This is a genomic window from Marinobacter sp. DUT-1, from assembly GCF_050379415.1.
GTDB lineage: Bacteria > Pseudomonadota > Gammaproteobacteria > Pseudomonadales > Oleiphilaceae > Marinobacter.
The window spans coordinates 561,624-586,153 of sequence record NZ_JBNRLS010000003.1 but is presented as its reverse complement, the minus strand read 5'-3'; the positions used below and the strand labels follow the sequence as shown (position 1 = coordinate 586,153).

At 62.9% G+C, this 24,530-nt stretch carries 19 protein-coding genes; 12 read left to right on the top strand and 7 right to left on the bottom strand.

All coding sequences use genetic code 11. From position 1 onward, the window contains the following. Nucleotides 1-5 precede the first annotated feature (5 nt). The gene (hrpB, locus tag ACQUTG_RS12665) at nt 6-2,480 is read left to right on the top strand and encodes an ATP-dependent helicase HrpB (protein ID WP_428919856.1); all 2,475 of its coding nucleotides are present in this window, start codon (nt 6-8) and stop codon (nt 2,478-2,480) included. Here the strand turns inward: hrpB and ACQUTG_RS12660 are convergent. After that, on the bottom strand, nt 2,434-3,297 hold the full coding sequence (locus ACQUTG_RS12660; RefSeq protein WP_428919742.1) for a translation initiation factor eIF-2B: 864 nt from the start codon (nt 3,295-3,297) through the stop codon (nt 2,434-2,436). The two genes, hrpB and ACQUTG_RS12660, sit on opposite strands and share 47 nt — an antisense overlap. Nucleotides 3,298-3,456: 159 nt before the next feature. On the opposite strand from ACQUTG_RS12660, the gene ACQUTG_RS12655 reads away from it, so the two are divergent. Next, nucleotides 3,457-4,272 carry an ATP-grasp domain-containing protein gene (locus ACQUTG_RS12655; protein WP_428919855.1) on the top strand — a complete coding sequence of 272 codons (816 nt, stop codon included), beginning with the start codon at nt 3,457-3,459 and terminating at the stop codon, nt 4,270-4,272. Between the two features lie 185 nt (nt 4,273-4,457). After that, nucleotides 4,458-5,633, top strand: coding sequence for a type III PLP-dependent enzyme (locus tag ACQUTG_RS12650; RefSeq protein WP_428919741.1), 1,176 nt, complete (start codon nt 4,458-4,460; stop codon nt 5,631-5,633). 257 nt (nt 5,634-5,890) lie between these two features. Here ACQUTG_RS12650 and ACQUTG_RS12645 read toward each other — a convergent pair whose 3' ends face one another. From ACQUTG_RS12645 to ACQUTG_RS12630, 4 genes are read right to left on the bottom strand one after another with little or no spacing between them, the layout of a single operon-like run. After that, nucleotides 5,891-7,081, bottom strand: a complete 1,191-nt coding sequence (locus ACQUTG_RS12645) for a CynX/NimT family MFS transporter (protein ID WP_428919740.1) — start codon at nt 7,079-7,081, stop codon at nt 5,891-5,893. A gap of 11 nt (nt 7,082-7,092) precedes the next feature. After that, on the bottom strand, nt 7,093-7,488 hold the full coding sequence (locus tag ACQUTG_RS12640; RefSeq protein WP_428919739.1) for an ectoine synthase: 396 nt from the start codon (nt 7,486-7,488) through the stop codon (nt 7,093-7,095). Between the two features lie 50 nt (nt 7,489-7,538). Then, on the bottom strand, nt 7,539-8,969 hold the full coding sequence (locus ACQUTG_RS12635) for a GTPase/DUF3482 domain-containing protein (RefSeq protein WP_428919738.1): 1,431 nt from the start codon (nt 8,967-8,969) through the stop codon (nt 7,539-7,541). After that, nucleotides 8,966-10,378, bottom strand: coding sequence for a DUF2868 domain-containing protein (locus tag ACQUTG_RS12630; protein ID WP_428919737.1), 1,413 nt, complete (start codon nt 10,376-10,378; stop codon nt 8,966-8,968). Before ACQUTG_RS12630 ends, ACQUTG_RS12635 begins: the two co-directional genes overlap by 4 nt. 87 nt (nt 10,379-10,465) lie before the next feature. Between ACQUTG_RS12630 and ACQUTG_RS12625 the strand changes: the two genes are divergently transcribed. Then, a complete protein-coding gene (locus ACQUTG_RS12625) occupies nt 10,466-10,825 on the top strand; it encodes a DUF6164 family protein (protein ID WP_091998572.1) in 360 nt (119 codons plus the stop codon). A gap of 1 nt (nt 10,826) precedes the next feature. On the opposite strand, the gene ACQUTG_RS12620 is transcribed toward ACQUTG_RS12625, so the two are convergent. Both ACQUTG_RS12620 and ACQUTG_RS12615 read right to left on the bottom strand, forming a co-directional pair. Then, a complete protein-coding gene (locus ACQUTG_RS12620) occupies nt 10,827-11,732 on the bottom strand; it encodes an alpha/beta hydrolase fold domain-containing protein (protein ID WP_428919736.1) in 906 nt (301 codons plus the stop codon). A gap of 112 nt (nt 11,733-11,844) precedes the next feature. Further along, nucleotides 11,845-12,945 carry a class I SAM-dependent methyltransferase gene (locus ACQUTG_RS12615; protein WP_428919735.1) on the bottom strand — a complete coding sequence of 367 codons (1,101 nt, stop codon included), beginning with the start codon at nt 12,943-12,945 and terminating at the stop codon, nt 11,845-11,847. Nucleotides 12,946-13,118: 173 nt separating this feature from the next. Here ACQUTG_RS12615 and ACQUTG_RS12610 point away from each other — a divergent pair, with 173 nt between their 5' ends. The 8 genes from ACQUTG_RS12610 (at nt 13,119) to ACQUTG_RS12575 (ending at nt 24,391) form a co-directional block, all read left to right on the top strand. Next, nucleotides 13,119-14,174, top strand: coding sequence for a GlxA family transcriptional regulator (locus tag ACQUTG_RS12610; RefSeq protein WP_428919734.1), 1,056 nt, complete (start codon nt 13,119-13,121; stop codon nt 14,172-14,174). A 260-nt stretch (nt 14,175-14,434) separates the two neighbouring features. Next, complete coding sequence (locus ACQUTG_RS12605; RefSeq protein WP_428919733.1) at nt 14,435-16,528, top strand: 3-hydroxybutyrate oligomer hydrolase family protein; 2,094 nt, start codon at nt 14,435-14,437, stop codon at nt 16,526-16,528. A gap of 150 nt (nt 16,529-16,678) precedes the next feature. Continuing rightward, on the top strand, nt 16,679-18,091 hold the full coding sequence (locus ACQUTG_RS12600; protein WP_428919732.1) for a sigma-54 interaction domain-containing protein: 1,413 nt from the start codon (nt 16,679-16,681) through the stop codon (nt 18,089-18,091). A gap of 327 nt (nt 18,092-18,418) precedes the next feature. Beyond that, nucleotides 18,419-19,471, top strand: a complete 1,053-nt coding sequence (locus ACQUTG_RS12595; protein ID WP_372987074.1) for a TRAP transporter substrate-binding protein — start codon at nt 18,419-18,421, stop codon at nt 19,469-19,471. Between the two features lie 116 nt (nt 19,472-19,587). After that, a complete protein-coding gene (locus tag ACQUTG_RS12590) occupies nt 19,588-20,226 on the top strand; it encodes a TRAP transporter small permease subunit (protein WP_428919731.1) in 639 nt (212 codons plus the stop codon). Beyond that, nucleotides 20,226-21,590, top strand: coding sequence for a TRAP transporter large permease (locus ACQUTG_RS12585; RefSeq protein WP_428919730.1), 1,365 nt, complete (start codon nt 20,226-20,228; stop codon nt 21,588-21,590). The genes ACQUTG_RS12590 and ACQUTG_RS12585 overlap by 1 nt, the downstream gene beginning before the upstream one ends. A gap of 13 nt (nt 21,591-21,603) precedes the next feature. Then, nucleotides 21,604-22,383: a 3-hydroxybutyrate dehydrogenase gene (locus ACQUTG_RS12580; RefSeq protein ID WP_428919729.1), complete on the top strand. Its 780-nt coding sequence runs from the start codon at nt 21,604-21,606 to the stop codon at nt 22,381-22,383. A 16-nt stretch (nt 22,384-22,399) separates the two neighbouring features. After that, nucleotides 22,400-24,391, top strand: coding sequence for an acetoacetate--CoA ligase (locus ACQUTG_RS12575; RefSeq protein ID WP_428919728.1), 1,992 nt, complete (start codon nt 22,400-22,402; stop codon nt 24,389-24,391). Nucleotides 24,392-24,530 lie beyond the last annotated feature (139 nt).

Below are 24,530 nucleotides of genomic sequence, written 5' to 3'. Positions count from 1 at the left end.
AAGCCATGCTGCCCATTGACCAGATCCTGCCGGACCTGAAGCAGACCCTGGAACAGTCCACCACCGCCCTGTTACAGGCCCCTCCGGGCGCCGGCAAGACCACCCGGGTACCGCTGGCACTGCTGGATGCTCCCTGGCGCGAGGACCGCAAGATCCTGATGCTGGAGCCGAGGCGGCTGGCGGCACGATCGGCGGCACGGTTCATGGCCCGACAGCTGGGAGAGTCGCCGGGCCAGACGGTGGGCTACCGGACCCGGCTGGATACCAGGGTCTCCGGCGCCACCCGGATCGAGGTGGTGACCGAGGGCATCCTGACGCGGCTGATCCAGAGCGATCCCATGCTGGAAGACTACGCCGCTGTTCTGTTTGATGAATTCCATGAGCGCTCGTTGCAGGCGGACCTGGGTCTGGCCCTGGTTCGGGAGTCCCAGCAGGCCCTGCGCGAAGACCTGCGCTTGCTGGTGATGTCGGCCACGCTGGAGACTGCGCCGATCGCCCGGGTGCTTGGAGACGTGCCGGTGATCAGCAGCGAAGGGCGGGCGTTCCCGGTGGAGGTGCTGTATCGGCCTTTGCCGCGAAACACACGGATAGTCGACCAGGTGGTGGCGGTAGTGCAGGAAGCTCTTCGAGACCAGACCGGTTCAATATTGATATTCCTGCCCGGCGCCGGCGAAATTCGCCGGGTGGCGCAGCAACTGCAGGGGCAGGTGCCGGATCATGTCCTCCTGGCGCCTCTCTACGGCAATCTGAGTGCCGAAGCCCAGGACCGGGCCATTGCACCGGCGCCGGAGGGTACCCGCAAGGTGGTGCTGGCCACTGCCATCGCGGAGACCAGTCTGACCATCGAGGGCGTGCGGGTGGTCATCGACGCCGGTCAGCAGCGCCGGGCGGTGTTCGATGCCAACAGCGGTATGACCCGGTTGGTGACCGGTCGGGTGTCGAAAGCCTCGGCGGAACAACGAAAGGGCCGAGCTGGCCGGGTGGAGCCCGGGGTGTGTTACCGGCTCTGGAGTGAGTCGGAACAATTTGGCCTGTCGGAGTTCACGCCCCCGGAAATCCGGGAGGCGGATCTGGCGCCACTGGTGCTGGAACTGGCCCAGTGGGGTGCCCGCTCGCCAGACCAGGTGGCCTGGATTGACGCTCCTCCCCGGCCTCACTGGCACCAGGCGGTGGCCCTGTTGCAATGGCTTGATCTGCTCGATGACGATGGCGGCATCACCGACCACGGCAAGGCCGCCCGGGATCTGGGTATCCATCCCCGCCTGGCCCATATGGTGATTCGAGGGCGGGAGCTGGGTTTTGGTGGCCTTGCGGGGGAACTGGCCGCCCTCCTTGGGGAACGGGATCTGCTGGGACCGGGGGAAGGTGCGGACCTGCACCAGCGGGTACGCCTGCTGCGTGGTGAGATGGGCGACCGGCGTGTAGATCCGGCCCGGCTGAAAGCCGTGCGGCAGGCGGCGAAACGACTGGACGCCGACGCGTTGAAGGGCCCGGAACCCGGAGAAGCCCTGGTCGGCCGGCTGCTGGCTCAGGCTTACCCTGACCGGATCGCCCGCCGGCGTCCCGGGTCGGCACCGCGATATCAGCTGAGTAACGGCAAGGGTGCCGTGTTGCGAGAGGAGGATCCGCTCGCGCGCCTCGACTGGCTGGTGGCCGCCGATCTGGATGGCAAGGCCCGGGAGGCGACCATTTACCTGGCTGCGCCGGTGGATCTGCGGGATCTGGAACAGGATTTGGCTGACCACATCATTGAGCAGGATGAGGCGATCTGGGACGATCGGCGGGGCACTGTGATCGCCCGGAAGGTCCGGAAACTCGGGGAGCTGGTGCTGGCCGAGCAGGCGCTGCCCCGGGTGGATCCTGCCCTGATCCAGCAAGGCCTGCTGAATGCAGTGCGAACCAAAGGCCTGGACAGTTTGCCGTGGACACCCGAGGCCCGGCAGTGGTGTGCCCGGGTGGGCCTTTTGGCGGAACTGTACCCCGGAGACTGGCCTGACACCGGGCATGAGGCTCTGCTGGCGAGCCTGGACACGTGGCTCGGCCCGTTCCTTGCCGGCCTGCAACGCTGGTCCGATCTCGCCAGGCTCAATCTTCTTCAGGCCCTGACCTCACTCCTGGATTACCGACAGCAACAACAGCTGGAGACGCTGGCGCCCCGGAGCCTGACCATTCCTACCGGCCAGAAAATCACTCTGGATTACACTCCGGATCATGGCCCGGTGCTGGCGGCCAAACTCCAGGCCCTGTTCGGATGGACGGAAACCCCGAGGGTGGCGGGCGGACAGGTGCCGGTAGTGATCCATCTGCTGTCCCCCGCTCAGCGGCCCCTGGCGGTTACCTCGGACCTCGCCAGTTTCTGGCGCAATGCCTATCCGGAAGTGCGCAAGGACATGCGCGGCCGGTATCCCAAGCACCCCTGGCCAGAGGACCCGTTCACCGCCGAGGCTCAGCAGGGAACGAAAAGACGCCCTGATCGCTGACCCGTCCGGTGATCAGTTGCACCGGCACGGTTTCGAAGTAGATATTGCGGGCCCGGATATGGGCGCCGGTGGGACCACCGAGCTCTTCCGGTGCCATCTCCTCCAGTGCCACCGACTGACACGTGCCGGGGCTGTCCTTGAAGCTGTCGGCCAGGACCCAGAGGGGTTTGCCCTGGTCCCGGGCGGCGAGGGCGAGCAGATAGGTGCCGCTCTTGTTCACGAAGTGCTGGTCCGAAAGCCAGGTGTCGCAGCCGCTGAAGACGATATCCGTCTCGGCCATGAATAGTCCGGTCTGGGCATCAGTGATGAGGGTCACCGGAACGCCCAGCCCGTCCAGTTCCCGGGCCAGCGTAAAACCTTCGTTGCCCGGACTGCTCTGGGTGCAGATGACCGAGAAAGGATGCTGCCGTTCAGCCAGCAACCGGAACAGGGCCACTACCTGGGAACTGCGGCTGTGGGTCAGGATGGTTGCCTGTTCCGGCACCAGTTCGAAGGCGCTCAGGGCAACCCGTTCGTTGGCCCGGGCCAGTTGTTCCAGCACCGAACTGACCACCGGCGCGGCCTGCTCGGACACATCGCGGCTGTTCTGCCAGGGACCAAAAAGCTCGTGGCAGCGCGCCACCGCGTTGGCCAGCGGCACCATGCTCGGACGGGCCTCGGTCAGGCCCTCGAGCACTGCCTCCAGCATACTGGCGGACACTCCGCCCGGGATCAGCCAGTCCCGGACCGAGCCCAGCGCATTGGTCGTCAGTTGGGCCGCTCCGGCCTGGCGGTCCTCCCTGACGGTCGCAACGATAGCGCGGGCCTTTGCATCCATTTCAGTCACTCCGGTTCATTGCCGTTGTCTGCTAGAGGGTAGCAGGGTTTTCCCTGGCCCGTGGTTCCGACATCGGTGACCACGGTCTGATGAAAAATAGCCCTTGCCAGATGCCGGAAGCTGAATAAAATGCGTTCAGTTTTCCACCAGGCCGTTACCATGCACCTTGTTTCCTTCAACGCGTTCCGTACCCTCGGCTTTCCCGATACCACTGTGCTCAAGCCCGAGCACTACCTGCAGCACAAGGCGTTGCTGCAGGAGGCAGACTGGGTTCTGTTTCCGGAGTACTGGCAACTGAACGCCCTGGTCCATGGCCTCAAGTGCCGCGTTTTCCCGAGCATAGCCAGCTACCGGATCGGCCATGACAAGGTCGAGATGACCCGGGCCTTCCAGACGGTCGCGCCGGAACACACGCCCTGGACCATGATCGAGGCCAACGGCCCCCTGGAGCGGGACATGATCCGGGATGCCATGGGCCTGCCCTTTGTGGCCAAGCTGCCCAAGGCCAGCATGGGCGAGGGTGTGTGGCTGATCGAGACCCGGGAGGACTGGCGCCGTTACTGTGAGCGCACCGAGGTGCTCTATGCCCAGGAATACCTTCCCATCGACCGGGATATCCGGGTGGTGGTGATCGGTGACGAGGTGCTGACGGCCTACTGGCGCACCCAGGCGGACCAGGGCTTCTACAACAACGTCGCCCGGGGTGGACAGATCGATAACAGCCCGGTGCCGCAGGCGGCGATCGACCTGGCGCTGAGGCTTGCCCGGGAGCTGGGGGTGGATCATGCCGGGTTCGACATCGCGCTGGTGGAAGGTTACCCCTACGTGCTGGAGTTCAACCGGCTGTTCGGCAACAAGGGACTGGACAAGGGCACCGACCTGCAGCAGGCCATTCTCGGGTATCTGAAACAACAGGGCGAACCCCGGGATCCGGACGGTCCTACCGGGCCGCCGCTGTGGCCGGTGGCGGTCTGAGCTTTCGCTTTGGTGACAATTTCCGTGCCATAACCCTCCCGCCCTGTTTGTTTTACCTATGGGTAGATATGCGCATTTGCGGTGATCGGAGAAAAGCCCGATGATCGCGCCATCTTACGGGTGCTGCAGCGTTGCTGTAGCGCCTTTTTTTATGCCTGTTTGCCCTGTGGAGGGAAACACCACCCATGACCGAAGCCGTTAACGCCAACATCGCCGACTACTACGACGCCGAGACCTTCAAGCGGATCAAGGATTTCGCCGACACCAAAGAGACCCCGTTCGTGGTGATCGATACCAGAACCATCGACCGTCAGTACAACGAGCTGGTGGAAGGTTTTCCCTACGCCAAGGTCTACTACGCGGTGAAGGCGAATCCGGCCCCCCAGATCCTGACCATGCTGCGGGACAAGGGCGCCAACTTCGACATCGCATCGGTGTATGAGCTGGAGAAAGTGCTGGCCCTGGGCGTGACCGGTGACCGGATCAGTTACGGCAACACCATCAAGAAGGCGAAGGACATCCGCACCTTCTACGAGCACGGTGTTCGCCTGTTTGCCACCGATTCCGAGGCCGACCTGCGCAACATCGCCCGCGCGGCTCCGGGCTCGAAGGTGTATGTGCGCATCCTGACTGAGGGCACCCTGACCGCCGACTGGCCGCTGTCCCGCAAGTTCGGCTGCCAGACCGACATGGCCATGGACCTGCTGATCCTGGCCCGTGACCTGGGCCTGGTGCCCTACGGTGTGTCCTTCCATGTCGGTTCCCAACAGCGGGAAATCGGCGCCTGGGATGCGGCCCTGAACAAGGTGAAGGTGATCTTCGAGCGTCTGAAGGAAGAGGACGGCATCGAGCTGAAGATGATCAACATGGGCGGTGGCTTCCCGGCCAACTACATCACCCGGACCAATGAGCTGGGGGTGTACGCCGAGGAAATTGCCCGTTTCCTGCGCGAAGACTTCGGGGAGGAGTTGCCGGAGATCATCATCGAGCCGGGGCGGTCACTGATTTCCAATGCCGGGGTGCTGGTGAGTGAGGTGGTACTGATTTCCCGTAAATCCCGTACCGCCCTGCACCGCTGGGTCTATACCGATGTGGGCAAGTTCTCGGGGCTGATCGAGACGCTGGATGAGGCGATCAAGTTTCCGATTTGGACGGAGAAGTCCGGCGAGGGCGAGGACTGTGTGATTGCGGGGCCGACCTGTGACAGTGCCGATATCATGTACGAGCATCACAAGTATCCGCTGCCGCTGAATCTGGCCATCGGGGATCGGATGTACTGGCTTTCTACCGGGGCCTATACGACGACCTACAGTGCTATTGAGTTTAACGGGTTTCCTCCGCTCAGGGACTACTACATCTGATCTGGGAGTCTGGCCGAGGCAAGGGGTGCTTTTCCTTCGGGAACAAAGAACTCGCTTCGCTCAGACAATTGTTCCCTGCGGAAAAGCACCCCTTGTCTCGGCCTTTCGGCCATTGGTGGTGGTTCCGCTGGGGGATTGCTCTGCCTCGTCGGGGTCTGAAGAAAGCCTTCTTCTGACCCCATCTTGGATGCTCTTTCTCCCGATTTTCCGCCCCGCTCAGGGGTCTGAAGAACACTTTCTTCTGACCCCAACTTCACTCACCTCTCCCTCCGCCTCAAATCCAACGTAAACGCCAGCGGCAAAACCACCACGCTATAACCAATCATCACCATCACCGCATGACGCACATCACCGGTCCAGTCGGCCAGCAGGCCGCCTGCCATGGGCACGGAGAACGCCAGGGTGTAGCCCACCAGGAAGGTGCCGGCGGACAGGCGGCCGGTTTCTTCGGAGCGGACCAGCAGGGGCGGCAGTGCCACCAGCAGGATCAACAGGATGCCGGCAACAAAGCTCATCAGGGTGGCGCTGGCGATGGACCACCAGCCGTCGAGGGCGATGGTGCCTGCGGTGCCGAGGATGCTGAGGGTGGCCATGGTCACGATGAGCGTTCGGCGGCCGACCCAGGCGCGGGCGAATTTGAGCATGGTCAGGGAGGCGAAGACCTGGGCGATGTTGTACCAGAACAGGGCTTCGGAGAGTTTGTCGAACTGGCCCTGCTGTTCGAGCAGGTTGCCCATGTAGGCGTTGAGGCCGAAGAACATGGAGCCGGAAAGGCCCAGCAGCAGGCCGAGTTTGAGGGTCAGGGGGTTGCTCCAGTCGGGGAGCCAGGCGGCTTTGCGGACCGGACGGGCCAGGTCCCGTCTGGGCAGGAACAGGGCGGCGGCCACCAGTAGGGCCGGCAGCGACCAGGCGATCAGGGTCGCGCGCCAGCTGTTATCCAGCAGCGGCATGAGCACCGGCAGGGTGACGCCGGCGCCGATGAATTCGCCCATGAGCATGCCGTTCATGTAGATGGCAGTGCCCAGGGCCAGGTGGTGGGGCTGGAGCCACCGTGGTAACAGGGCCGGAAGGGCCGGCTGCATCATGGCCACACCCAGGCCCATGACGGCGCTGGCGATCATCAGGGTCATGGTTTCAGGGGCCAGGCCGCGGCTGGCGGAGCCGATCACCATGATGACCATGGCCAGGGCCAGGGTGTTTCTCGGTCCGATGCGGGAGATGGCCAGGGAACCGGGCATGGCGCCGATGGCAAGCATCAGGATGGGCAAGGTGGTCAGGGCACCGGTCAGTGCCTTGGACAGGGCGAGTTCTTCGCCGATAAAGGGAGCCAGTGGCGGCGCCACCAGGACGGGGATGCGCAGGTAAACGCCGGATAGCCAAAGCAACACCGCCACCGGCAGCAGTCGGGCTGGCGGTGGCGGTGTGTTCGCGGCCAGGTGTTCAGCCACGGTATGCCGGATCAGTCTTCGCTGGTGTCCGGCAGGTAGGCGCCGTCTTCGTCGTGGACTTCCTGGCCGGTGACCGGCGGATTAAAGGCACAGATCAGGCGCATGTCCTCGGTGCCACCGCGGAGAGTGTGCTGGTCATGCTTGTCGAGTGCATAGAGGGTACCGTCGGTGATCTCGTGAGTCTCACCGGTTGCCTTGTCGGTGATGGAGCCATTGCCGGCCACGCAGTAAACGGCCTCCAGATGGTGTTTGTACCAAAGGTTGAGTTCAGCGCCCGCCGGGATGATGGTTTCGTGGAAGGAGAAGCCCATGCCGTCCTTTTTCAACAGCATGCGGCGGCTGGTCCAGCCCGGGCCGTGAACTTCGCGCTCGGTACCGATGATGTCTTGCACTCGTACAATTTTCATTCGCATTCCTCATTTTGTGATGGAATAGCCGCACAGTATAAACATGCGGCTCAGGCCCGGTTCAACCGCCAGTCGTCATAAGCCGACATCGCCTGCTCGATGGCTGCAGTCAGATTTTCCCTTTGCTGGTGGGTCAGCGGCCGCTGTTTCCGGCACCGGTCAAAGGCCCGCTGAATCTCCCGCCGGCAGGTCTTGTCGAGCTGTTCCAGCCAGTGGTGGTCGGCCGGTTCCAGCTCCAGCAGGTCCCGTCCGGCGTGGTTCCGGTGACTGATATGCCACCAGTGGTCCACCGCCCGCCCTAATACAACATAGCCGAACTGGCTGTCCTGTACAGGCCCGAAACTGGCGGTTTTCAGGCCGTCCTTCAGGGGCCCGATGTTCAGTGCCGGAAGCAGCAGCCGGTCGCCGTAGAAGTAGCTGCCGGCTGCGCCAATCAAGCCGCCGACCAGGGCCCCGGTTCCCATGGAGGAGCCCAGGGTCATGGCATCGATGCCGGCGCCGCCCACAGCGCCGGCACCAAAGCCCGCCGTGGCCAGGTAACGCTTGCTGACGGCCCAGTGTTTGCGGGTGTCCTCGGAGAACAGGTCATGTTGGCTATGCCACTGGAGTTCGGCTTCCTGGCGCCGGATGCGCTGGTGCTGGTACAGGTGCTCGATGTCGAAACGCAGATTCTGTTCCCGCTTGCGCTGGTGCCGGTACCACCGGTCCCTCAGGGACTCGGCGAGGCTGGCATCGCTGGTTTCGGCCACCTGGTTCAGGGTCAGGGTGCGTTTTTCCTGGTAGGACATCAGGTCTTCCAGAGCCCTGGCAATCAGGCCCGCTGACTGGTGCCTGCGCTGGCGGCGCTGCTCGGACAGGAACCGGGTGGCCCGTTCCAGTGGTTCCTCCCAGTCCGGCTCCAGCTGGCCGAATGCACGCAACAGGCTGAGATGTTGTTCGAACGGGGCGCGAACGGCGTCGAACCTCCGGACTACCTGGAAGAACTGGCCGAGTGCCGACTGCCAGGTATCACTGTAATCGTCCTCGCCGATGCTGTTGATCAGGGCCAGGCTCGGGCGGCCGGTCCAGCGCAGGATGGTCATCTCTGCTTCGTGCTCGGCGCTGTAGGGCACCGAGCCATCCACCACGTAGATGATTCCGGCTCCTTCCACGATCGGCGCCAGCAGTTCGCATTCATCGACAAACCGGTCATCGCCACGGTGCTGGAGAACAAAGGCCCTGACCGTCTCCGGGTGGTCCGAAGCGGAGATGCTGTGGGCTTCCAGCCATTGCAGCACTCGCCGGGGGCGCTGGAAGCCGGGCGTGTCCACCAGGGTGTAGAGTTTCTGGCCGTCGACGGTCAGCGGATAGTCCTGCCGGGCCCGGGTGGTGCCCGGTTCCAGGGCAATGGCGATGGCGTCGTTCTGGGACAGGGTGGCCACGACACTGGATTTGCCCTTGTTCGGGTGGCCGACGACGGCGAATACCGGTGGTGGGGTCATGGCTGGATGCTCCCGGCCAGGTAGGGATCCGGCTCATCGGTAGGTGGCAAGGCGACGGAGGCAAAGCCCGGGGTCAGGCGCTCGGTGAATCGAAGCCAGGGTTGCACCAGGTGCGTTTCAGGGAGCTGGTTCGGGTCGCTGGCCAGAGGCAACAGAGTCACACGGGTACCCGATGGCCAGCGCTCGCGGCCGGTTTCCAGGAAGTCGTGCAGTTCCCCGGTGGGCGGTTCCCAGCTGCGGGTGACGACAATCACAGCTGGCGCTTTCTGGCCGGCCAGTTTGTCGCCCACCTGTGCCAGCACCTCGTCGTCCTGGGCCAGGGTGGCCCGGCCTCCGGCCCGGAAAATGCGGGTATCCGGCGCCTGCAGGCGCTGGGGCAGTTCCGGTTCTCCGGCTCCGGCCCAACAGATCATGATCGGGGTGTCCGGTAGCTGGTCCGGGCGCGTCCGGGTCCGGGTATCGGGCAGGTCGGCGGCGTCGTTATGGCCGCTGCCGGTATCCAGGGTCGCGGTCTCCATCCGGTACAACAGAGCCTGCATACCCGGGTGACAGGCCAGTAGCCGGGTGGCGCGGTGGCGAAGCAGACCCTGGCTGAGGATCAGCAGGAGTACCCGTGGTATCACGGCCCAGGTCAGCCATAGCATGACCACGAAAGGCCACCACTGGCCCCAGCGGAAAGGATCAATCCCGGTTATGCCCGAAGCGGCCCGGAAAAAACGGGTGGCTTCCACCAGTTCCAGGGACGGCACGGCTGCGGGCCAGAGCCAGGACCAGGGCTTTGCCAGGGTGTTGACCAGGCTGTGGTAGCCGGAGGCCGCGGTATCCAGGGTGGTGCTCCAGCCGAAGGCGAGGTCCTGGACCACGACCATCACCAGCAGGGTGGCGAGGCCGGCAAGGCCGAAGGCAACGCCGCCGGCATGGGCAGCGCGGGCCATGAGCAGTGGTTGGAGCCGGGCCCGTGTGGGGCTGGCGTGGTCCCGGTGAAGGCGTCTCACTAACCAGCGCCAGGGTTGCCAGCCGACCAGTGCCTGCACGGTGGTAGCCAGCGCCAGGAGCAGCTGGAACAGGACAAACGCCAGGATCACGGTGATGTTGATGCGCTGGCCGCCGTCATAGAACAGCAAGCCCAGCATGGTGAGGATGCCAATGACGCATCCGGCGGCAATGAAGCCGCCATTGACCCGGCGCCAGAGTCGCAGCTCGCGGCTGCCGGCGGTGACGGTGCCGCCCGGGCCGGACAGGCGATCCATGTGCGCCAGCCAGCGCGAGGCATCGGGGGTTATTCCCTGCTGCTCGCAGTCGAGGGCAAATCGACGGTCCCGTCGGTGGAGGAAAGCGGAGGGCTGGTCCCTGTCCCGCTGGATACGGTCGTCAAAATCCAGCAGCAGACGAAGGGGGTTCTGGCTCATGCAGTGTCCTGGTGGCAAATTCGGTCATTGGTGCTTTGCTGTTAGCATATAGGCAATCCCGATCCTGATACCAGCCAACGGAAGCCCATGCCCCACCACCTGATGAATCTGCGCCATGTACCCGATGACGAGGCCGACGAGATCCGGGCCCTGTTCGACGAACACGGGGTTCGCTATTACGAAACGCCCCCGAGCCGCTGGGGTATCAGCATGGGGGGCTTCTGGGTGCATGATGACGATGAGGCTGCCCGGGCCCGGTCGTTGCTGGATGAATACCAGAGGCAGAGGCGAGACCGGCAGCGGGAGGACTTTGAAGCGCGCCAGGCCCGGGGTGAAGTGGGTTTCTGGCACAGCTTCCGCCGGAAGCCGGTGACTATCCTTGCCGCCTGTGTCGCCATCCTGGTCATCCTGGCGTTAACCCTCGCACCGTTCGTTGGTCTCGGCTAGATCACGGCTGATGACTGGACCCGCCACCGAAACGGACCAGGAATTCTGTTGCCTGCTCCACGGCATCGCCGGCGGTCAGGAAGCTGGTGATGTGCCCCCGCAGGTGCATCAGGTAGAGCTCGGAGTGCACCCCTTTCGCGAGCAAGGCATTGTGGAAGTCTTCCGCCTGCTCCGGCGGTACCAGCATGTCCAGGTTGCCGTGGAACAGGAAGAATGGGGGCGCATCGGGGGAGACATGGGCCATGGGTGAGGCCAGCTGGTAGGTTTCCGGCTTCTCCTGCTCGGTACCACCCAGGAACTGGCGGATCAGTCGTCCCGAATCAAACCGGCGCAGATCGCTGGGGATGCCTCCGGCCACCACCGCAACCGGTCGGGTCCCGGGCCCGCCGTGGGGTTCGCTCAGGGGATTCCCGGGATCGCTGGTCAGGGCCAGCAGGCTCACCAGATGGGCGCCGGAGGAGAACCCGAAGGCGCTGATGGCATCCGGATCAATCCGGTAGCCAGTTGCCTGCTCCCGCAGCCAGCGCATTGCCACCTGCAGGTCATGGAGCTGCGCCGGGAAGGTGTATTCCGGCGCAAACCGGTAATCGATGTTCATCACCGCGAAGCCACGCGCGGCCAGTTCCTCGGCAATCCAGGTCATGTCTTCCCGGGAGCGTCGTTCCCAGCCGCCGCCGTGAACCAGCAACACGGCCGGTGCCGGGTCCGGCCGCTCTGGCAGATAGAGGTCCGCAAACAGTGCTTCGGGCCAGTCATCCGGCGAGAAACGGACCGGGGAGCGCACCTCGTAGCCGGTCTCCGGCAAGGCTACCGGCCCCTGGCGTGCGTTTTCATGGCTGGCGCACCCGGCCAGCAAAAGGCCGCCCATAATCAGGGCGGCCAGGTTTGCGCTCCAGCGTTGTCTCACCCGCAGGGCTCCTGTTGTTGCTACCTGTCAGGACAATCTACGAGCGATTCGCGGTTGCGGATGCGCGCATGGTGATAGCTGGCCGGGACATAGTCCAGAAACTGGACCTTGATCATGACTGCTCTCCCTCGCCGTGCCGGGCGATGAAGTAGACATTGAACGGGTCGTGGTTGAGCCGCTGGGACCGGATATCACCGAATCCGGCCTGCCGGAGCATCAGTTCCGCCCGCTCCTCGCCCCACAGGGTACCCAGGCCCGGGCCACCCTGGGCCAGTGACACCGGTGTGCAGTGGGCGCAGGAAATGGCATAGAGCAGCGGCCCCAGCGGGTGGTCCAGGTTGTTTTCCAGGAAACTGGAACCGGCAATGTCCTGCATCAGGTAGATGCCGTCGGGTTTGAGGGCCCGGGCAATACCGCGCAGCAGGGCTGCGGGATCGGCCTGGTCATGTACGGCGTCGAAGGAGGTAATCAGGTCGTAGTGTCCGGGCTCGTTGAAATCCCGCAGATCACGGCCGGCGAAGTGCAGGTTGGTCAGGCCCAGCCGGTGGGCTTCGGCCCGGGTTGGTCCGAAGGCTTCCTCACACAGGTCATAGCCCTGGAATCGGCTGTTCGGGAAGGCCTTTGCCAGGGTCAGCAGGGCAAGTCCCCGGCCACAGCCCGCATCGAGTACCGATATGCCCTGCTCCAGACGGCTCCGGAGGTCCGGAACCAGCGGCAGGATGTGGTCAAACAGGGCGCACACCACGGTCTGGTGGCTATCTTCCGCCATCACCTCATGAAAGCAGGGGTAGCGGTGGTACGCCAGGCCTTCTCCGGTGCGGAAACAGTCTGTCAGGGGCTCTTCCATGCTGGCGATCACGGGGATGAAACGTGCCGTCACCGCCAGGTTGTCGGGACTGGCATTACGGGTCAGGCAGGCGGCATGGGCCGGGTCCAGGCTGAAGGTTCCGGCCTCGGGCTGGTAGTCAACGATGGCGCCGGTGGTCATCACCGACAGCCATTCCCGCACATAGCGCTCGTTCAGGTCGCAGGCGTCGGCAATCTGCTGGCTGGTCGAGGGCGGCAGACTGGCCAGGGTATCGAAAAGTCCGAGCCGGTGGCCCAGCGAGGTCATGGTTACCACGGCGGCGTGGTTGACCATGGTGGCAAACTGTTCACCAAAGGCTTCCGGTGTCCGCGGTTGGTGGGTGTCGAGATTCAGGGGTGCGTTCATGTTGGTGCTCCTTACGGTATTGTTGTGGATGCCCCCTGATCGTGCCCCCTTGGCTCCTGTTGTCCTTCAGCGAAATCGGTCACTTCCTGTCCGAATCCGCCACCGGATCCCCGGACTTGCTTTTTTTTTACCCCATGGCGGAAGATTTGGTCAGGAACACTGAGGAAATCTCCATGGCGAATGACAGGAAGACGGCCCGGCCGGTGCAGATCGGCGTCCTGGCCATGCCCCAGGCGACCGCCTCACCGATCTATGGCATGCAGGAGCTGCTGGGTTCGGCGGGCAGGGACTGGAGCCTGCTGGTGGAGGGGGAAGCCGGCAGGCCCCTGATCCGGGCGGAGATCGTGTCGGTGGCAGGTGAGCCCATGGAATTGGCCAACGGCGCCCTGGTGCGACCAACCCGCCGGCTGGACCGGGATTATTGCCCCGATGCCTTGTGCATTCTGGAAGTGACGTTCGACCCGGCGGACGGGCCGGACGGACTGTTCGAGCGCGAGGTGGCCTGGATCCGGGACTACTGGGACAAGGGCGGACTGCTGGCGACCGCTTGCACCGGGGCGGTCCTGCTGGGGGAGGCAGGGCTGCTGGCGGGCCAGGATGCCACCACCCACTGGGGCTTCTGTGAGTTCATGGCCCGCCGTTTCCCGGGTGTCCGCATGCATCCGGAACGGGCCATGGTTGCCTCCGGCACCGGTCAGCGCCTGATCATGTCCGGCGGCGGCACATCGTGGATGGATCTGGGCCTGTACCTGATTGCCCGCTTCTGCAGCCAGGCCGAGGCGATCCGCGTCGCCAAGGTGCACCTGATTGAATGGCACGAGGATGGCCAGCAGCCGTTCGTTGCCATCAACCACCAGCGCCAGTCCAGTGACGCGGTGATCGCCGAATGCCAGCGCTGGCTGGCGCACCATTACGACCAGCCCTCACCGGTGGCGGGCATGATCGGCCTCAGCGGACTGAGTGAACGCTCCTTCCATCGCCGCTTCCGCCAGGCCACCGGGATGACCCCGATCGAGTACGTTCTGACGCTGCGGCTGGAGGAGGCCAAACAGATTCTGGAGACCAGCCATGTTTCGGTGGAAGCGGTGGCGGAGATGGTGGGCTATCAGGACGCGGCGTTCTTTTCCCGCAAATTCCAGCAGCGAGTGGGGCTAACCCCGGCCCAGTACCGGAGGAAGTTTGCCGGCGTTGGTCGTCTTCAGCAGGGACCGGGATCGCCGGCTGATTAATTCTTCCTGTCCGGATTTCCTGACAGTGTCCGGAACCGGGGACAGGTCCAGCCGGCGGCGCGGCTATCGGCCTGGTTACCTGGTTGGCTTTTCCGATTGTCCGGAAATCCGGAAGCCCCACCCTTTGTGACATCGGCCAATCTCTAAAAAACTTGTAAATTCAATGGCCTGTCGTTTTGGCACAGGATCCGCATGGCAGTGGCAGAGGCGGCGGAACTGCCGGCCTCGGGTTCGCCAACAAAAACAAACAGGGAACGATTATGAAACGACTCATGCTCTGCGCCTTGATTGGCGCTTCGGGGGTTGCCGCAGCTGCGCCACCATTCAGCGAACGCCCGGAGTTCCTTCAGGGATCCGTCCAAAGCACCTGGTACGACGGTGTCACCAACGACCTTCTCACCGCGGGCCTTGGAGCCTCGGGACTCCAGAACCCGGCGCCACCGGACTTCGACGATGCCCTCAATCCAACACCGGCCGAGTTACGACGATTGGCAATCTACAACAATTATCGGGCACTGGTGAATACCGTGCCCGGTGGTGGTTATGGCAGCTTTTTCGGGCCGGGTGTGGGTAGTGACGGCGAAGGATTGATTGCGGGCCATGAGTACCTGGCCTACATGACGGTGCCGGGCAGCGACATCCCGGTGACGGTGATGGCCCAGGTGCCGGACAGTTTCGATCCACGCCGGCCCTGCCTGGTGACGGCACCATCGTCCGGTTCCCGGGGCATCTACGGGGCCATCGGCACCGCCGGTGAGTGGGGCCTGAAGAAGGGCTGTGCTGTGGTCTACACCGACAAAGGGACGGGCACTGGCGCACACAACCTGGCCTCCAACATGGCGCAACGAATCGACGGCACCCCGACCCCGGCCGATGAGCCGGTCCAGTTCCGGGCCGATCTTTCCGTTCAGGAGCGCGGCGATTTCAATGCAGACTGGCCGGATCGCTTTGCCTGGAAGCATGCCCATTCCGGGGTCAACCCCGAAGCGGATTGGGGGCGACACGTGTTGCAGTCCATCGAGTTCGGCTTCTATGTGCTCAATGACCAGTATGGTCGGGCATTGGGTAATGGTAAAACCCTGGAGACGATCCGTCCCCGCAACACCCTGGTGATCGCCTCCAGCGTTTCCAATGGTGGCGGTGCTTCGGTGCGGGCCGCGGAGCTGGACGATCGTGGGCTGATCGACGGCATTGCAGTGTCCGAGCCGAATCTCAATCCGGTGGTGGATTACAGCTTCACCATTCGCCAGGGCGATGGGCCGGTGATCAGCGACCACAGTCGGAGCCTGCTGGACTACACCACGGCGGTGGCGGTCTATCAGGGCTGCGCCAATCGGGCACCCGGGATCCGGGACCAGGCGCCTCTCAACGCCCTGTTCAATCCGCCGGCCATCGGTGAGAACATCTGTCAGTCCCTGGCCAGCAAGGGGTTGGTGACTGGGGTGACGGTGGAGGAGCAGGCCACGGATGCCCTGAGGATCCTCAATGAGGACTTTGGCATCCAGCCCGAGCAGAACCTCCTGGCGCCGGTGCACTTTGGCCTCTCCGTAGCTCAGAGCATTGCCATGACCTACGCCAATGCCTATGGCGGCGCCGGTGTCGAGGATCGCTTGTGTGGTATCAGCCTGGCGGCCACCGACGCCTTCGGTTCGGTCACGCTCCTGCCCGCGGCCAGTGAGGCGGCGTTGTTTGCCACCAGTAACGGCATTCCCCCCACCGGTGGAGTGAACCTGGTCAACGACCTTGCGGTCGGTCAGCCTACGTTGCTGGCGGCCAGTGTGTCCGCGAGCTCCGGGCTGGCGGATCACGGCCTGGATGCGCTCCTGTGCCTGCGTGCGCTCGCCTCCGGCCAGGACCCGGTTACCGGCGAGCCGCTGAACGGCGAACAGGCGCTCTGGGCCGATCGCATAGCGGCGGGTATCTCGGCCGTCCGGGCTACCGGGGATCTGCGGGGCAAGCCTGCGGTGTTCGTGACGGGGCGGGCCGATGCCATCCTGCCCATCAACCATACCTCCCGTCCCTATGTCGGTCTCAACCGTCGGGTTGAGGGCAAGCACAGCGGGCTGCGCTACTATGAAATCCTCAACGCCCATCACCTGGATGTGCTCAACGGCTTTGACGGCATTGCCGAGCGTTACGTCCCGCTGCACCACTATTACTTCCAGGCGCTCGATCTGGTCTGGGAGCACCTGACCGACAAGCGTCCGTTACCTCCGAGTCAGGTGGTCCGAACGGTCCCCAGGGGCAGTCTGGCCACGCCATTGGCTGAGGCAAACCTGCCAGTGATCCGTGCCGAGCCGGCACCGGGGGACCGGATCTCCTTTACCGGGAACCAGCTACGGATTCCCGAGTAATGCCCCTGAGCCTCTCCCCGGCCCCGTGCCGGGGCATGACCCATTTGCCCCTTTTCCGGGGTGTCCATATACTCTCGGCGAGGTGTCCGGTTTTCCGGATACCCGGGTGCTGTTGTGATGATCAATCCTGAGAGCGGTGGTGCACACTCCATGACACAGTTGTTTGGTGACCGGAGCCGGAATGGCCTGACCCGTGACCTGATCGAGGCGTTGTTTCCGATGTTCGAGGAAGCCAGCGCCGGTGCCATCGCCGTCGACCGGGAGGCCCGGATCACCTGGATCAACCAGAGCTACGCCCAATTGCTGGGACTGGGCGATGTTGCCGATGCCATCGGCAAACCGGTGCGGGTGGTGATTCCCCATACCCGCATGCCGGAAGTGGTGGAAACCGGCAAGCCTCTGTTGCTGGACATCATGGAACATAATGAGCAGCAACTCGTGGTTACCCGCGTACCCTATTACGATGATGACGGTAACCTGGTCGGTGCCGTGGCTTTCGTACTCTATGACGATCTGCAGCCGCTGACCCCGCTGGTGAGCAAGTACCGGCGGCTGCATCAGGATCTGGCGGCGGCGCGCAAGGCGCTGGCCAAGAAAGCTCGTGGCACCCGTTACAGCCTGGGGGATTTTGTCGGGGCAAGTCCGGCCGCGCTGGAAGTGAAGCGCCGCGCCCGCCTGGCCGCCGGACGGGACATGCCGGTGCTGCTGCTGGGTGAGACCGGCACCGGTAAGGAAGTGCTGGCTCAGGCCATCCACTCGGTCTCCACCCGCACCGACAGGCCCTTTGTGGGCGTCAATGTGGCGGCGATTCCTGACAACCTGCTAGAGGCCGAGTTTTTCGGTGTTGCCCCCGGCGCCTACACCGGCGCAGACCGGCGTACCCGCGATGGGAAGTTCCAGCTGGCCAACGGCGGCACGCTGTTCCTGGACGAGGTGGGCGATATGCCCCTGCCACTGCAGGCCAAGTTGCTTCGGGCCCTCCAGGAAGGGGAGATCGAACCGTTGGGTTCGAATAAGGTGATGCCCGTGGATGTGCGGGTGATAGCCGCCACCAGCCGCAATCTTGAAGCAATGATTGCCGAGGGCAGCTTCCGCTCAGACCTGTATTACCGTCTTAACGTGCTGGAAATTCCGATCCCGCCACTGCGTGACCGTCTGGCCGATCTGGGCGTGTTGTGCGAGGCGCTGTTGGAGGATATCGGCGATGGCCTGGATGTCCGGGGCGAGATCACCGATGCCGGTGTTTCGGCCCTGGCTGAATACGACTGGCCCGGCAATATCCGGGAGTTGCGCAACGTGCTGGAAAGGGCCCTGACCATGGGCGAGGAAGGCGGCTTGCTGGACGCCGATGCCATCTTCAAGGTACTCCCGCGCAACGGCAACCGCCCGGTATCGACCCTGACCCCGCGCCCCGTCCGGCCTCTGGGCCAGACCATGGCGGAAGCCGAGGCCCAGGCCATCGAAGAGGCCCTGGTTGCCGCCCGTGGCAACCGGACCCGAGCGGCCAAGCTGCTCGGAATCTCCCGCTCGGTACTCTACGAAAAGCTCGCCAAGATGTCCTGATATCCGGACGAGCGTCCTGATATCCGTACAAATACCTACGACCCTGGTCTAAAGATGTCCGGATATTCGGACGAATCTTTTCTTCGACGTTCTCCGGTGTTTTTGTAACTCTATGAAATATAGATGGAATTCTGATTTGGCACGCCCCCTGCTATGCCTTGGTTGCAGGACGTCAGAACAACGCAGACAACAAGACTGACGATTATTGTTGGACCCACCGCTTTCCCTGTCCGTCTCGTTTTCTGCGATGTCTGACTACACTCAGATCAGGCCTGCCAGTTTTTTGCTGTCTGGCCCACGAAAACAACAATGCTAGGAGACTTGCCAATGAAACTCTTCAAGGCCCTCACCGGGATCGCCGGTGCGATCGCCCTGACTACGGGTTCCGCCGTTGCCGATGACCTGCGCTGGAAAATGCCCGTAGCCTTCGCTACCAACCTTCCGGGCCTGGGTTCTCCCGCCGCCTGGGTTGCAGAAAACCTCACCACAGCTTCCGATGGCAGCATTCAGGTCCGGGTCTACGAACCGGGCAAGCTGGTTCCGCCGTTCGATATTCTCCAGGCTGTGTCCGATGGCAAAGTATCGGCCGGTTATACCTGGATCGGCTACGACCAGGGCAAAGTGCCTGCGATTCCCCTGTTTGCAGCGGTGCCCTTCGGCATGAAGCCTCCGGCCTACATTGGCTGGTATTACTTCGGTGGCGGTCATGAAATGCTGCAGGAAACCTATGCCAACAAGGGCTTCAACGTTCATGCACAGCTGTGCGGCATCATCGGGCCTGAAACAGCGGGTTGGTACTCCAAGCCCATCAAAACACTGGAAGACTACAAAGGCCTGAAGATCCGCTTTGCCGGCCTCGGTGGCAAGGTCCTCGAAAAACTGGGCGCCTCCGTGACCATGATGCCTGGCGGCGAGCTGTACCAGGCACTGGAAAAGGGCACCATTGATGCCACTGAATTCTCCATGCCCGCCATCGACCAGATCCTCGGCTTCAACCAGGTCGTCAAGTACAACCTGTTCCCGGGCTGGCACCAGCAGTTCACGGCCCAGTACATGCTGATCAACAAGGATGAGTGGGCACGAGCCACCGAGGCCCAGAAGGCGCTGGTTGAGGCTTCCTGCACCGCGGCAACCACCCGTGGTCTGGCCGAGGGTGAGTACAAGAACGGCAAGGTTCTGGCCGAGTTCCAGGACAAGGGCGTTCAGGCTGACCAGATCCCCCGCGATGTTTTGCTCAAGTTGCGGGAAGTAACCGAGGAAGTTCTTGAGGAAGAAGCCTCCAAGGATGCCGACTTCAAGCGTGTTTACGAGAGCCAGCAGGAATTCATGGAATCCTACAAGGTGTGGGACACCCGCGCCTATGTTCCGGCGGACCTGTAAGGTTCGGGGCTGACCCAGAGCACCGGACGCAGTTCCGGTGCTCCCTGATCAAGTCTGGATGGCCCTGCGGGGCCATCCTTGTTTCACGACAGGCTTTCTGAACGAGGAACTGTTGTATGGCAGTGTCTGATAAAGGCTCACCGCCCGATGTGCACGCATCGGCGTCGGACGCCGGTCAATTTATTCATCATCACACCGAGTTTCCGACGACCCGGCTCAGTCAATTTATGGACGGTGTGATTTCTGCGATAGGCAAGAGTGCTTCCTGGCTCTGGTTTGTGGTCACCGGCGTGATCATCTATGCAGTGGTGGGTCGCTATGCCTTTGGCATGGGGTCGGTAACCCTGGAGGAAGTCCAATGGCATCTGGCCGGCGCCGGTTGGTTGTTGGGCTTGGGCTATACCCTGGTAACAGATGATCATGTGAGGGTGGATGTCATCCATGAACGCCTGTCATTGAAAGGCCAGGCCTGGATAGAACTCTTCGGTCTGGTATTTCTTTTGTTACCGTTTCTCGGGCTGGCGGTCTACGAAATGGTCCCCTATGCCATCAGTTCCTGGGAACAGGGTGAGACCAGCCAGGCACCCGCTGGCCTTCCCTATCGCTGGATTCTCAAGGGCGTTCTGGCACTGTCTTTCGTGCTACTGATTATCGCTGCCCTGTCCCGTCTGCTGAAAGTCACTGCCCTGCTGTTCGGCTTTCCGAAGCCAATCCGGGTCGATCCCGGTGAGAACAAGAAAGAGGATGCGTCCTGATGGAGCTTGAAACCCTTTTTGTAATCGGCATGTTCCTCACGTTCGGGGCGCTGCTGATGACCGGTTATCCGGTTGCGTGGGTGTTGGGTGGCACCGCGGTTATCTGGACCGTCGTCGGTGTCATTGCTGTTGAGAATTTTGGTGCCAATCTGTGGTTTGACTACTCCTCCTCCATGGGGCTTGTTCCCGAGCGAATATGGAAGGTTGTAAGCAGCGAAACCCTTGTCGCCCTGCCCATGTTTATCTTCATGGGCATCATGCTAGACCAGTCCGGCGTTGCCGAGCGGTTGATGAACAGCATGGTCAAACTGTTTGGCGCCGTTCGCGGCGGCTATGCCGTTACGGTCATTGTCATCGGCGTACTGCTGGCCGCGACCACCGGTATCATTGGTGCCTCCGTCGTGCTTCTGGGCATGCTTTCCCTGCCTGTGATGATGGAGAACAAGTACGACAAGGGGTTTGCCGTGGGCACCGCCTGTGCCACCGGGACCCTGGGTATTCTGATTCCCCCTTCCATCATGCTGGTGCTGATGGCTGACCGACTGGCGGTTCCCGAAGCGTCGGTAGGGGACCTGTTTATGGGGGCGTTCTTTCCGGGCTTGATGCTGGGCGCCCTGTACGTGGCTTACGCCATGATCCGTCCCATGCTGCAGCCGAACATTGCGCCGGTACCGGAGGGCACCGAGAAAGTGACCTGGGGCATCGTCTGGGAAGTGGCGAAGGCCGTTGTTCCGACGGCCGCGCTGATTCTGGGTGTGCTGGGTTCCATCTTCGCCGGCGTGGCGACACCAACGGAAGCTTCCGGGGTCGGCGCACTGGGTGCTCTGCTGCTGGCTCTGATGTCCGGTCGACTGAACCTGAACGTGCTCAATTCCTCCATGCAGCAGACCACCCGAACGGCTGCGTTTATTTTCGCCATCTTCCTCGGCGCAACCGCGTTCTCGGTGGTACTGCGAGGTCTGGGGGGAGACCAGGTCATTGAAGACGCCCTGTTGGGACTGCCTTTCGGACCCTACGGTGTGGTTCTCACCATCCTGTTTGCAGTTTTCCTGCTTGGCTTCTTCCTGGACTGGGTGGAGATCACCCTGATCATCCTGCCCCTGGTGGCCCCGGTTGTGCAGAGCCTCGGCTTTGATCTGGTGTGGTTCACCATTCTGTTTGCCATGTGTTTGCAGACGTCGTTCCTGACACCGCCGGTCGGATTCGCCCTGTTCTACATCAAGGGTGTGGCGCCGCCGGAGATCAAGGTAACCGACATTTATCGTGGCGTTGTGCCGTTCATCATTATTCAGCTGGCAGCTCTGGCTATTGTGTTCCTGGTCCCCGAGATTGCGACCTGGTTGCCGAGCGTGGCTTACGACTAAGGAGAAAACAACAATGCGTCTGGAAAACCGGATTGCCCTGATTACCGGTGCCGGCCGGGGTATCGGCCGAGCCATCGCGGAAGCTTATGGTAGAGAGGGTGCCAAAGTCGCCGTGGCAGACCTGACACTGGAGACTGCGCAGGAAACGGTGACCGCCATTGAGCAGGCCGGAGGCACGGCCATCGCGCTTGAGATGGATGTCACCGATGAGGATGCAGTTGACGTAAACGTCAATTATGTGGTTAAACAGTGGGGTGGTCTGGATATCGCTATTGCGAACGCCGGCATCCAGCACATCGACCCGGTGCACAAGCTTGCATATTCCGATTGGAGCAAAGTCATGAATGTGCATCTCGATGGCGCATTCCTGGTGACCCGCGCGGCACTCAAGCACATGTATGAAAGCGGCGGTGGCTCCATGCTGTATATGGGGTCGGTGCACTCGTTGGAAGCCTCACCTCTGAAGGCGCCCTATGTGGCGGCCAAGCACGGCATGCTGGGGCTTTGCCGGGCGGTGGCGAAGGAGGGTGCCGAGCACGGGGTGCGCAGCAATATCATCTGCCCCGGGTTCGTACGCACGCCCCTGGTGGACAAACAGATTCCGGAACAGGCCAAAGAGCTGGGTATTTCCGAACAGGAAGTGATCAGCAAAGTCATGTTGAAAAACACTGTGGACGGGGAATTCACCACCCTGGAAGACGTGGCAGAACTGGCCGTTCACCTGGCTGCCTTCCCGTCCGCTGCTCTGACCGGCCAGTCCATCGTGGTCAGTCACGGCTGGCATATGCAGTAACACTCAGGAGAGACGGATGAGCAATCAAGAACAATCACCGGTAGTCTGGTCTCCCACGGAAGCCACCCTGACGCACTCCCGCATGGGCCGATTCAAGGCCTGGCTGGAGGAGCAGGGTTTCGGCCCGTTTGCCGACTACCATGCCCTGCACCAATGGTCCATCAGTGACCTCGACACCTTCTGGCAGAAGGTGTGGGATTACTGCGGCCTGGTCTGTGACACCCCCGCGGCCAAGGTGCTGGGCAAGCGGGAAATGCCTGGCGCCGAGTGGTTCCCGGGCATGACGCTGAACTTTGCCGCCAACCTGCTGCGGCTGGCGGACGGCGACCACGCCGACAAAGAGGCAGTGGTGGCCTACTGCGAAACCCGCCCGGTTCTGCGCAAGACGTACGCCGAACTCAAAGCCGATGCCGGCGCCCTCGAGGCTTTCCTGCGCAGCAAGGGAATCGGACAGGGCGACCGGGTCGCGGGTGTGGTCACCAACGGCTACGAGGCCATGGTGGGCATGCTGGCTGCCACCAGTATGGGGGCGATCTGGAGCTCCGCCTCCCCGGACTTCGGCATCGGTGCCATCAACGACCGCTTCGGGCAGATTGAACCGTCGGCCCTGATCGTGGTGAACGGCTATGGCTACGGCGGCAAGGTGTTCGCCCGCCAGGACGACTTCGCCGAACTGATCGCCGGCCTGCCGTCCCTCAAAACCGTCGTCAGCATCCCACAGCTGCCGGACGAGGCCCCCATTCCCGGCGAACTGGTCACCACCTGGGGCGACGCCCTGGCCTTCGGCGAGGGACAGGCTCCGTCCTTCACGCCGATGGACCCGGATCATCCGGTCTACATCCTGTATTCCTCCGGCACCACCGGCAAACCCAAGTGCATCGTCCACGGCACCGCCGGCCTGCTGGTCAACCACGCCAAGGAACTGATGCTGCACGGCGACGTCGGCCCGGAGGACCGCTTCCTGTACTTCACCACCTGCGGCTGGATGATGTGGAACTGGCAGGCCTCCGCCCTCCTGACCGGCGCTGCCGTCATCACCGTGGATGGCTCCCCCGGCTACCCCAGCCTCAGTTTCCTGTGGGACACCGTGGCCGAGGAAAAAGTCACCCACTTCGGCACCAGTGCCCGCTTCATCGCCGGCTGTCGCAAGGCCGAGCTCCAGCCCGCGAAAACCCTGGACCAGAGCGCCCTGCGCGTGGTGTTCTCAACCGGCTCCCCGTTGCTGCCGGAAGACTACGACTGGATGTACACCGACGGCGCCCCGAACGTGCTGCTCGGCTCCATCGCCGGAGGCACCGACATCTGCGGCTGCTTCGTCGGCTCCACCCCGCTCCTGCCGGTACGCCGCGGGGAAATCCAGTGCCGTTTCCTCGGCGTCGACGCCGTGGCCTACGGCGATGACGGCAAACCGGTGAGTGAAGGCCGCGGCGAACTCGTCTGCCGCCAGCCCCTGCCGTCCATGCCGGTGTGCTTCTGGGACGACCCGAACGGTGAGCGCTACCGCGACGCTTACTTCAACACCTTCCCCGGCGTCTGGGCCCACGGCGACTTCATCGAATTCACCGAACACGGCGGCGCCATCATCTACGGCCGCTCGGATGCCACCCTCAATCCCGGCGGCGTCCGCATCGGCACCGCCGAAATCTACCGCCAGGTGGAAACCATCCCCGAGGTCAAAGACAGCCTCGTGGTCGGCCGTCAGATCGAAGGCGACGTCGAAGTCGTCCTGCTGGTCGTCCCCGCCGACGGCCAGGAAGTCACCGACGACCTGAGAAAACAGCTCAAAACCCGAATCCGCGAAGGCGCCAGCCCCCGGCATGTGCCCAGGCACATCGTCCAGGTGCCGGACATTCCCTATACCCGTAGCGGCAAGAAGGTAGAGTTGGCGGTGGCCCGGCTGATCAATGGCTCGAAAAAAGCCGACAACCGGGATGCCCTCGGTAATCCGGAAGCCCTGGACCAGATCCGGGATCGGCTGGCCGGGGCGAACCTGCTGCCGGCGGAATAATCTGACTGGATAGCTGGTGGATTGTTGACAACTTGGCGCTCAGAAAAGGGATTTCCTGGGCGCTTTGATGTTAACTTTGCCGTCTGCCAAGCGGTGTGGGAAGGGGCATCCGAAACTGTGCGGAGCCATGGATGGCGGA

What these genes read in the sequence shown, in the direction of transcription:
- hrpB (WP_428919856.1), top strand. Translation starts at nt 6, where the DNA reads ATGCTGCCCATTGACCAGATCCTGCCGGACCTGAAGCAGACCCTGGAA.
- ACQUTG_RS12655 (WP_428919855.1), top strand. Translation starts at nt 3,457, where the DNA reads ATGCACCTTGTTTCCTTCAACGCGTTCCGTACCCTCGGCTTTCCCGAT.
- ACQUTG_RS12575 (WP_428919728.1), top strand. Translation starts at nt 22,400, where the DNA reads ATGAGCAATCAAGAACAATCACCGGTAGTCTGGTCTCCCACGGAAGCC.
- ACQUTG_RS12610 (WP_428919734.1), top strand. Translation starts at nt 13,119, where the DNA reads ATGGCGAATGACAGGAAGACGGCCCGGCCGGTGCAGATCGGCGTCCTG.
- ACQUTG_RS12630 (WP_428919737.1), bottom strand. Translation starts at nt 10,378, where the DNA reads ATGAGCCAGAACCCCCTTCGTCTGCTGCTGGATTTTGACGACCGTATC.
- ACQUTG_RS12595 (WP_372987074.1), top strand. Translation starts at nt 18,419, where the DNA reads ATGAAACTCTTCAAGGCCCTCACCGGGATCGCCGGTGCGATCGCCCTG.
- ACQUTG_RS12615 (WP_428919735.1), bottom strand. Translation starts at nt 12,945, where the DNA reads ATGAACGCACCCCTGAATCTCGACACCCACCAACCGCGGACACCGGAA.
- ACQUTG_RS12635 (WP_428919738.1), bottom strand. Translation starts at nt 8,969, where the DNA reads ATGACCCCACCACCGGTATTCGCCGTCGTCGGCCACCCGAACAAGGGC.
- ACQUTG_RS12585 (WP_428919730.1), top strand. Translation starts at nt 20,226, where the DNA reads ATGGAGCTTGAAACCCTTTTTGTAATCGGCATGTTCCTCACGTTCGGG.
- ACQUTG_RS12580 (WP_428919729.1), top strand. Translation starts at nt 21,604, where the DNA reads ATGCGTCTGGAAAACCGGATTGCCCTGATTACCGGTGCCGGCCGGGGT.
- ACQUTG_RS12600 (WP_428919732.1), top strand. Translation starts at nt 16,679, where the DNA reads ATGACACAGTTGTTTGGTGACCGGAGCCGGAATGGCCTGACCCGTGAC.
- ACQUTG_RS12590 (WP_428919731.1), top strand. Translation starts at nt 19,588, where the DNA reads ATGGCAGTGTCTGATAAAGGCTCACCGCCCGATGTGCACGCATCGGCG.
- ACQUTG_RS12625 (WP_091998572.1), top strand. Translation starts at nt 10,466, where the DNA reads ATGCCCCACCACCTGATGAATCTGCGCCATGTACCCGATGACGAGGCC.
- ACQUTG_RS12650 (WP_428919741.1), top strand. Translation starts at nt 4,458, where the DNA reads ATGACCGAAGCCGTTAACGCCAACATCGCCGACTACTACGACGCCGAG.
- ACQUTG_RS12660 (WP_428919742.1), bottom strand. Translation starts at nt 3,297, where the DNA reads ATGGATGCAAAGGCCCGCGCTATCGTTGCGACCGTCAGGGAGGACCGC.
- ACQUTG_RS12605 (WP_428919733.1), top strand. Translation starts at nt 14,435, where the DNA reads ATGAAACGACTCATGCTCTGCGCCTTGATTGGCGCTTCGGGGGTTGCC.
- ACQUTG_RS12640 (WP_428919739.1), bottom strand. Translation starts at nt 7,488, where the DNA reads ATGAAAATTGTACGAGTGCAAGACATCATCGGTACCGAGCGCGAAGTT.